Raw genomic sequence first — 7915 nt, forward strand, 5'->3', positions numbered from 1 at the left:
CACCGAAGTCTCCATGCAGGCGGATATCGCGCTATGGAAGTCGCGCGATGGCCTGACCGAGGACGAGCGTCGTGCCATCAAGCGCAATCTCGGCTTCTTTGCCGCGTCGGAATCGCTGGTCGCCAATAACATCGTGCTGGCGATCTATCGGCACCTCACCAATCCCGAATGCCGGCAATATCTGCTGCGTCAGGCGTTCGAGGAGGCGGTGCATACGCATACGTTCCAGTACATCGTCGAAAGCCTTGGCCTCGATGAAGGCGAACTGTTCAACATGTATCGCGAGGTGCCGTCGATCACCGACAAGGCGGCTTGGGCATTGAAGCATACCCAGCATCTCGACGATCCCGACTTCAAGACCGGCACGCCCGAAAACGACCAGGCTTTTGTGCGCGATCTCGTCGCCTTCTACGTCATCTTTGAAGGCATGTGGTTCTATACGGGCTTCGCACAGATCCTCTCGCTCGGCCGCCGCAACAAGATGGTGGGGATCGCCGAGCAATATCAATACATCCTGCGGGATGAATCGATCCACCTGAACTTCGGCATCGACGTCATCAACCAGATCAAGATCGAGAGCCCGCATCTTTGGACGAAGCAGTTTCAGGACGAGATCCGCAACATGATCCGCGAAGCGGCGGAGCTGGAAGCCGCCTATGGTCGGGACACCATGCCGCGCGGCTTCCTCGGGCTCAATGCGGCGCTGTGCGAGACTTATATGCACTTCATCGCCAATCGCCGCTGTGCACAGCTCGGTCTGGCGCCCGTGTTCGCCGAAACGGAAAATCCGTTCCCGTGGATGTCCGAAGCGATGGATCTGAAGAAGGAGAAGAACTTCTTCGAGACCCGTGTGATCGAATATCAGAACGGCGGCGCGCTCAACTGGGACTGAGCCATTTGTCCCGGACGCGATGCGGCATGCTTATGCCGCTTCGCAGAGCCGGGACCGCCACGAACTCCGGCTTCTGGTGCGGTCCCGGCTCTGCGCAGCAGCGTAAGAACGCTGCAGCGCGTCCGGGACACCGCTCACTATCGCCTTTCGTCTCACGCGCATCTGCATAACGCGCATGAGGGGACAGTGGCTTGACCTGATCGTGTGATGTCAGCACCCATGCCGGCATCACACGGATTGTCCATGCACAACACCCACATCCCCAAGGCGCCGGCCTATTGGTCGCGTGCCGCCATCCTGCCCGGCATTGTTGCCATCGGGCCGATGCTTCCCGGCACGCTCGCATTCGGCATGGCTTTCGGCGCGCTGTGCGCCCAGAAGAACTTTTCGCTGGCCGAAGTCGTGGTGATGATGGGCACGGTCTATGGCGGCCTGTCGCAATTCGTCGCCGTGCAGTCCTGGCCTGACGTGCTGACGCCCGGCACCATCGCGACTCTGGCGCTGCTCACGCTCACGGTGAATATCCGCTTCATGCTGATGAGCGCGACGCTGCGGCCATGGTTCGGTACGCTGCCCGCGTGGCAGGCCTATTCGTCGATGCTGCTGGTGACGGACGGCGGCTGGCTCGCGGCCATGCGCTATCGTGATCGTGGCGGCGCCGATGCCATGTTCTATGTCGGCGGCGGCATCGTTTTGTACCTGGTCTGGCTGGTCGCGGCGATCCCGGGCTTCCTGCTCGCCGAGCAACTCACCGATCCGAAGAAGTACGGCGTCGATCTGGTGATGCCGGCCTTCTATGCGGCCATGCTCGTGCCGGCCTGGAAGGGCCCGCGCCGCGCGATCCCATGGGTGGTGTCTGGCGTGGTCGCGCTCCTCGTTCACTGGCTGGTGGCCGGCTGGTGGTTCATCATCGCCGGTGCGCTGTCGGGTGCGCTCAGTGCCGGCTTCATGGACGAGCCTGAAAAGTCGGGAGCGGCGGCATGACTGACTTTTTGCGCAGTGATGTGATGCTGGCTTTCGCCGTCATGACGGCGGTGACAGTCGCCTCCCGTCTCGGCGGTTACTGGCTGATGGGCTATGTGAATGTCACGCCCAGGGTGCGCCGGATGCTGGATGCGTTGCCGGGCTCGATCATCGTCGCCGCCGCGCTGCCGGTGGCGGTCAATGGCGGTCCGGTCGTGATTTTCGCCATTTTCGCCGCGATGGCGGTGACCATCATCCGCCGCAACGATTTCATCGCCGTGATCGTCGGTATGGCGGTCGCCGCGGCGGCCCGGGCGCTCGGTTTCGGCGGCTAGGACCTGCCCGAAAAGATGAATCCCGCTATGCGCAAAATGCCTTGTCAAAGAGGCTGAACTGGTGTTCATCTTTTCTCGCGGCTGACCACTCGAATCCGCGCAAAACCTTGAACTCACGGATTTTCCTTGATTGGCCTCGGGCCGTGCAGGGATGCCGGACGCGGGACAAGCTCATGGTCTATCGACGTACCCAGCAGGTCGTGAAGCGGCTTGCGGCACGGCGCAACGCCATTCTGGCGGCTGCGCGCGAAACCTGCGCCGAGGGCGGCATGGCGGCGGTACAAATCGCCCCGGTGGCCGTCCGCGCCAATGTGGCCGCGGGCACGGTCTATCGCTATTTCCCGTCCAAGGCGGACCTTATCTCCGAACTCATTGCCGACGTGTCGCGGGATGAACTGACGGCAATCCGCCGGGCGGCCGACGCGGCCCCGGGCCCGTCCTCGGCGCTGGCTGCAGCCGTCACCACGGTTGCCGTCCATGTGGTCTCCAACCGCAAGCTGGCCTGGGGGATCCTTGCGGAGCCGGTGGAAGTGGATGTCACTGAATCCCGACTCACCAGTCGTCGTGAAATTGCCGGCGAGATCGAATCACGCATCGATGCGGCGATCCGGGCCGGTCATTTGCCCGCGCAGGACACCGCACTGGCCGCTGCAGCGCTGCTCGGCGCGCTGCACGAGGCGCTGGTCGGCCCGATGGCACCGGACAGTTTCGACGATCCAGTGAAATTGCGCGATGCCGTGCAGACCGTCACGCTGCTCGCATTGCGCGCAGTCGGCGTCATGGACGCGCGCGCGCGCGGCCTGGTGGTGCAGGCCGTGTTACCGACCAAGATGGCTGCGCCCGTCTGATTGCTGCAGCGTGAGTGCGCTTACTGCTTGGTTTTGCCGTCGGCGCCATATTGCGCAAGGAAGGCCCAGAGATCGTTGATCTCTGATTCCTTCTTGATCCCTGCGAAGGCCATCTTGGTGCCCGGGATCTTCGCCTTCGGGTCCTTGATGTATTCCTTGAATGTCGCTTCATCCCAGGTGAGGCCGGAATTCTTGTTGGCGTCCGAATAGGAATAGCCGGGCGCGCTGCCTGACTTGCGACCGTTCAGCCCGTTGAGCTCCGGGCCAACCTTGTTCTTCGCGCCTTCGCCGACAGCGTGGCAGGCGAGACATTTGTTGAATGAGGATTTGCCTGCAGCGACGTCCTGAGCGTGAGCGAGAGGCGATGCAGTGACGGCCGCGGTAAAGGCGAAAGCGGCAAAGGTCAGTTTTTTCATGGATGGCTCTTTTCTGGCTTTCCGTACCGAATGTTCGCACACACGTTGCAGGATGCACAAGCGGGTACCACAGGGTCCCGCGCTCATGCTTTCGTTATCTGTTCAAACGCAAGCGGACGTGGTTGATTCAACCCAAACGCTCAGCGGTTCTATATCGCGGTTGCGAAAGGGATGAATGCTCGATGACGATCATGATGCCGGCGAAAGATGAGGCCGTGCTTGCGAAGCGCAATGCGATCATCGCGGCCTTGCAGAAACTGGTGCCGGGCGAGGGCGTGATCTCCAGCGCTGCCGAAATGCTTCCCTATGAATCCGACGGCTTCACCGCCTATCGGCAGCCGCCCATGGTGGTGGTGCTGCCGGATACGACCGAGCAGGTCTCCAAGGTTCTGAAATATTGCCATGACAATGGCATCAAGGTGGTGCCGCGTGGTTCGGGCACCTCGCTGTCCGGTGGCGCATTGCCATTGGCTGACGCGGTTCTGCTCGGGCTCGGCAAGTTCAAGCGTGTGCGCGAGATCGATTTTGACAACCGCGCCGTGGTGGTCGAGCCCGGAGTCACGAACCTCGCCATCAGCCAGGCGGTGGCGCATGCGGGCTTCTATTACGCACCCGATCCGTCGTCGCAGATTGCCTGCTCCATCGGCGGCAATGTCGCGGAGAATTCCGGCGGCGTGCACAGTCTCAAATACGGCATGACCACCAACAATCTGCTCGGTTGCGAGATCGTGCTGATGAATGGCGAAGTCATCCGCATCGGCGGCAAGACGGCGGAGCCGTCGGGCTATGACCTGCTCGGCATCATCACCGGCTCCGAAGGCCTGCTCGGTGTCGTCACCGAAGTGACGGTGCGCATCCTGCAGAAGCCGGAGACAGCGCGCGCGCTGATGATCGGTTTTGCCGAAGTCGAAGCTGCCGGGCAGTGCGTCGCCGATGTGATCGGTGCCGGCATCATCCCCGGCGGCATGGAAATGATGGACCGGCCGGCTATCCATGCGGCGGAAGCTTTTGTCCACGCCGGCTATCCGCTCGATGTGGATGCGCTGCTGATCGTCGAACTCGATGGTCCCGCTGTCGAAGTGGATGAACTCATCAAGCGCGTGGAAGCGATCGCACTGAAGTGCGGCTCGACCACGTGCCAGATATCGGAGTCCGAGCAGCAGCGTCTGTTGTTCTGGTCCGGCCGCAAGGCGGCCTTCCCGGCGGTGGGCCGTATCTCGCCAGACTATCTGTGCATGGACGGCACCATCCCGCGCGCCGCACTGCCGCTGGTGCTGCGGCGGATGAAGGAGATGTCGGCGAAGTATGGTTTGGGCGTCGCCAATGTCTTCCATGCCGGCGACGGCAATCTGCATCCGCTCATCCTCTATGATGCGAACAAGGAGGACGAGATGGAGAAGGCCGAAGCGTTTGGTGCCGACATCTTGCGTTTATGCGTCGAGGTCGGCGGCGTGCTCACCGGCGAACATGGCGTCGGCATCGAGAAGCGCGACCTGATGCCCGAAATGTTCAACGAGATCGATCTCAACCAGCAGCAGCGCATCAAATGCGCGTTCGATGCGCAGGGGCTGCTCAATCCCGGCAAGGTGTTTCCGACCCTGCATCGCTGCGCCGAACTCGGGCGCGTGCATGTGCATGGCGGCAAGCTCGCATTTCCGGATCTCCCGCGTTTCTAGTTGGATGTGATTGTGGACACACTGAAAGTCAGGGACGCCCAGGACGTCGAACAGGCGGTGCGTGCGGCCATCGCCAGCGAGCAACCGCTGGAGATCATCGGTCACGGATCGAAGCGCAATATCGGTCAGCCGATTGCGACCAATGCGCTACTGGACCTGTCGGCGCTCAATGCCGTCACCTCCTATGAGCCGAACGAACTGATCCTCACCGTGCAGGCCGGGGCGCCGTTTGCCGACGTGCTGGCGCTGCTCGATACCAAAAACCAGCAATTCTCCTTCGAGCCGATGAATACCTCGCGCCTGCTCGGTACGCCCGATATCGGCACCGTTGGCGGCACCATCTCCGCCGGTCTTGCCGGACCGCGGCGCATCCAGGCCGGCGGCGCGCGCGATCATCTGCTCGGCGTGCATGCGGTGTCGGGCTTCGGCGAAAGCTTCAAGGCCGGCGGGCGCGTGGTGAAGAATGTCACGGGCTATGACGTCTGCAAGCTGATCACCGGCGCCTGGGGTACGCTCGCCGTGATGACCGAGGTGACGCTGAAAGTGATGCCACGCGCCGAGGCCGAGCGTACGCTGATCCTGCGCGACCTCGACGACATCGCCGCCAACAAGGCCATGACCGCAGCCCTCGGCTCGCCCTATGACATCTCCGGCGCAGCGCATCTGCCGGGCTCGGCGCTCCGTACCGTGCAGGGGCCGCTCGGCGAGATCGCAGCGGCCGATCAGTCGGCGACGCTCATCCGTCTCGAAGGCATCACCGCATCGGCATCGAGCCGTGCGTCTTCGCTCAGCAAATTGCTGCAGTCCTATGGCGCTGCGGAGATCGTGGAAGACAGCCAGTCTGCCGCGCTGTGGGCCGATATCCGCGACGTCGTCCCGTTCGCGGCCAGCGGCCCGCGCGCCATGTGGCCGGTCTGGCGGATCGTCTGCCCGCCCGCCTCAGGCGGCAAGCTCGGGCAGGAGATCGCCAGGCGCTCGCAAGGCGAGGTGGTCTATGACTGGGGCGGGGGTCTCATCTGGGCGGCACTTCCGCCATCGGCGGACGCGCAGGCGTCGCAACTCCGCAAGCTCGTCGATGCAGCCGGCGGCCATGCCACGCTGATCCGGGCGTCCGAAGATATCCGTCGCGCCATCGACGTGTTTCATCCGCAGGCGTCTGGCGTCGCGGCGCTCGGCGACCGCGTGCGCAAAAGCTTCGATCCAAAAAGCATTCTCAATCGCGGCCGGATGTCGCGGAGTCTCTCGACATGAAAACTGATTTCTCTCCGACCCAGCTTGCCGATCCGGATATCGCGGAGGCCGACAAGATCCTGCGCAAATGCGTCCATTGCGGCTTCTGCACGGCGACATGCCCCACCTATGTGCTGCTCGGCGACGAGCTCGATAGCCCGCGTGGCCGCATCTATCTGATCAAGGAGATGCTGGAGAAGGACCAGAAGCCGACCCAGGAGGTGGTGAAACATATCGACCGCTGCCTGTCGTGCCTGGCCTGCATGACCACCTGTCCGTCCGGCGTGAACTACATGCATCTGGTGGATCAGGCGCGGGTGAAGATCGAGAAGGAATATGTGCGGCCGCTGCCCGAGCGCCTGTTGCGCGATGTCCTGGCTTTCGTATTGCCGCGTCCGGCCCTGTTTCGCGCCAGCATGACCATGGCGCGGCTGGCGCGTCCGCTTGCATCGCTGCTGCCGTCCTCGCGGGCCCAGTCCAGCCCGACCATCTTCAGCCGCGTCAAGGCGATGCTGACAATGGCGCCGAAGCAGCTCCCGCCCGCCGGCCCGGCCGGCGGCAGCGTGTTTGCCGCGATCGGGCCCCGCCGGGGCCGCGTGGCGCTGTTGCAGGGCTGTGCGCAGCAAGTGCTGGCGCCGCGCATCAATGACGCGGCGATCCGGTTGCTGACCCGGCATGGCGTCGAGGTCGTGCTGGTTCGTGACGAACAATGCTGCGGTGCGTTGACCCATCACCTCGGCCGTGACGACGACGCCACGGCGCGGGCCAAGGCCAATATCAGCGTCTGGCTCGGGGAGGCCGATCGCGGTGGCCTCGACGCGATCCTGGTGACGGCATCCGGTTGCGGGACTGTCATAAAGGACTATGGCTACATGCTCCGTGAGGATGCGGAGTTTGCAGCGCCGGCTGCCAAGGTGTCAGCGCTCGCGAAGGATATCAGCGAGTATGTGAGCGCACTCGAACTGCCGATACCTGACAAACAAAGCAATTTGGTCGTCGCCTATCACTCTGCTTGCTCGCTGCAGCATGGGCAGAAAATCACACAGGCGCCCAAAGAATTGCTTTCCAAGACTGGATTCGTGGTGAAAGATATCCCGGAGAGCCATTTGTGTTGCGGTTCGGCGGGGACTTACAATCTGCTCCAGCCTGATATCGCGAGCCGTTTGCGTGACCGGAAGGTCGCCAACATCGCGAGCGTCAAGCCGGATGTCATCGCTGCCGGCAACATCGGCTGCATGGTCCAGATCGCCGGCGGGACGGATGTCCCGGTCGTACACACGATTGAGCTTCTCGATTGGGCGACGGGCGGTCCCAGGCCAGGATTGAACTGATCGATCCAATCCAGCAAGCGAGCTACGGCGTATTTACCTGCGTCGTATACGAAGTGCGTCAATGGCCCCGCGCTGGCGCGGAGACGTGAACGCCGGTCTCGATCGATCGGCGGCAACAGGAGCACCACGATGGCTAAAGACAAGAAATTGAAGAAGGACAAGAAAGACAAAAAGAAGCTGAAAAAGCTCAAGCAGGCCGAGAAGTCTGCCAAGGCCTCGGCAAA

8 protein-coding genes are annotated in these 7915 nt (G+C 62.6%); 7 read left to right on the forward strand and 1 reads right to left on the reverse strand.

Annotation, left to right across the window (positions count from 1 at the left end):
- From ACIQ17_RS28080 to ACIQ17_RS28095, 4 genes are all read left to right on the forward strand, one after another.
- A partial coding sequence (locus ACIQ17_RS28080) for a ribonucleotide-diphosphate reductase subunit beta (RefSeq protein ID WP_398472667.1) occupies positions 1 to 892 on the forward strand: 892 nt, incomplete at its 5' end.
- A 243-nt stretch (positions 893 to 1135) separates the two neighbouring features.
- Positions 1136 to 1876 carry an AzlC family ABC transporter permease gene (locus ACIQ17_RS28085; RefSeq protein ID WP_398472668.1) on the forward strand — a complete coding sequence of 247 codons (741 nt, stop codon included), beginning with the start codon at positions 1136 to 1138 and terminating at the stop codon, positions 1874 to 1876.
- Positions 1873 to 2190, forward strand: coding sequence for an AzlD family protein (locus tag ACIQ17_RS28090; RefSeq protein WP_398472669.1), 318 nt, complete (start codon positions 1873 to 1875; stop codon positions 2188 to 2190). The genes ACIQ17_RS28085 and ACIQ17_RS28090 overlap by 4 nt, the downstream gene beginning before the upstream one ends.
- Positions 2191 to 2363: 173 nt before the next feature.
- Positions 2364 to 3038 (forward strand): TetR/AcrR family transcriptional regulator, encoded by a 675-nt coding sequence (locus ACIQ17_RS28095; protein WP_398472670.1) that lies wholly within the window; start codon positions 2364 to 2366, stop codon positions 3036 to 3038.
- A gap of 20 nt (positions 3039 to 3058) precedes the next feature.
- Here the strand turns inward: ACIQ17_RS28095 and ACIQ17_RS28100 are convergent, their stop codons facing one another.
- Entirely contained in the window at positions 3059 to 3454 is a 396-nt protein-coding gene (locus tag ACIQ17_RS28100; RefSeq protein ID WP_398472672.1) for a c-type cytochrome, read from the reverse strand.
- Positions 3455 to 3636: 182 nt separating this feature from the next.
- Between ACIQ17_RS28100 and ACIQ17_RS28105 the strand changes: the two genes are divergently transcribed.
- From ACIQ17_RS28105 to glcF, 3 genes are read left to right on the forward strand one after another with little or no spacing between them, the layout of a single operon-like run.
- Positions 3637 to 5130 carry an FAD-linked oxidase C-terminal domain-containing protein gene (locus ACIQ17_RS28105; protein ID WP_398472674.1) on the forward strand — a complete coding sequence of 498 codons (1494 nt, stop codon included), beginning with the start codon at positions 3637 to 3639 and terminating at the stop codon, positions 5128 to 5130.
- 12 nt (positions 5131 to 5142) lie between these two features.
- Positions 5143 to 6381 carry an FAD-binding protein gene (locus ACIQ17_RS28110; protein WP_398472675.1) on the forward strand — a complete coding sequence of 413 codons (1239 nt, stop codon included), beginning with the start codon at positions 5143 to 5145 and terminating at the stop codon, positions 6379 to 6381.
- Positions 6378 to 7691 (forward strand): glycolate oxidase subunit GlcF, encoded by a 1314-nt coding sequence (glcF, locus tag ACIQ17_RS28115; protein WP_398472676.1) that lies wholly within the window; start codon positions 6378 to 6380, stop codon positions 7689 to 7691. Before ACIQ17_RS28110 ends, glcF begins: the two co-directional genes overlap by 4 nt.
- Positions 7692 to 7915: the final 224 nt, after the last annotated feature.

The sequence above is a fragment of the Tardiphaga sp. genome, assembly GCF_044340795.1.
GTDB lineage: Bacteria > Pseudomonadota > Alphaproteobacteria > Rhizobiales > Xanthobacteraceae > Tardiphaga.

What these genes read in the sequence shown, in the direction of transcription:
- ACIQ17_RS28085 (WP_398472668.1), top strand. Translation starts at nt 1,136, where the DNA reads ATGCACAACACCCACATCCCCAAGGCGCCGGCCTATTGGTCGCGTGCC.
- ACIQ17_RS28090 (WP_398472669.1), top strand. Translation starts at nt 1,873, where the DNA reads ATGACTGACTTTTTGCGCAGTGATGTGATGCTGGCTTTCGCCGTCATG.
- ACIQ17_RS28095 (WP_398472670.1), top strand. Translation starts at nt 2,364, where the DNA reads ATGGTCTATCGACGTACCCAGCAGGTCGTGAAGCGGCTTGCGGCACGG.
- ACIQ17_RS28100 (WP_398472672.1), bottom strand. Translation starts at nt 3,454, where the DNA reads ATGAAAAAACTGACCTTTGCCGCTTTCGCCTTTACCGCGGCCGTCACT.
- ACIQ17_RS28105 (WP_398472674.1), top strand. Translation starts at nt 3,637, where the DNA reads ATGACGATCATGATGCCGGCGAAAGATGAGGCCGTGCTTGCGAAGCGC.
- glcF (WP_398472676.1), top strand. Translation starts at nt 6,378, where the DNA reads ATGAAAACTGATTTCTCTCCGACCCAGCTTGCCGATCCGGATATCGCG.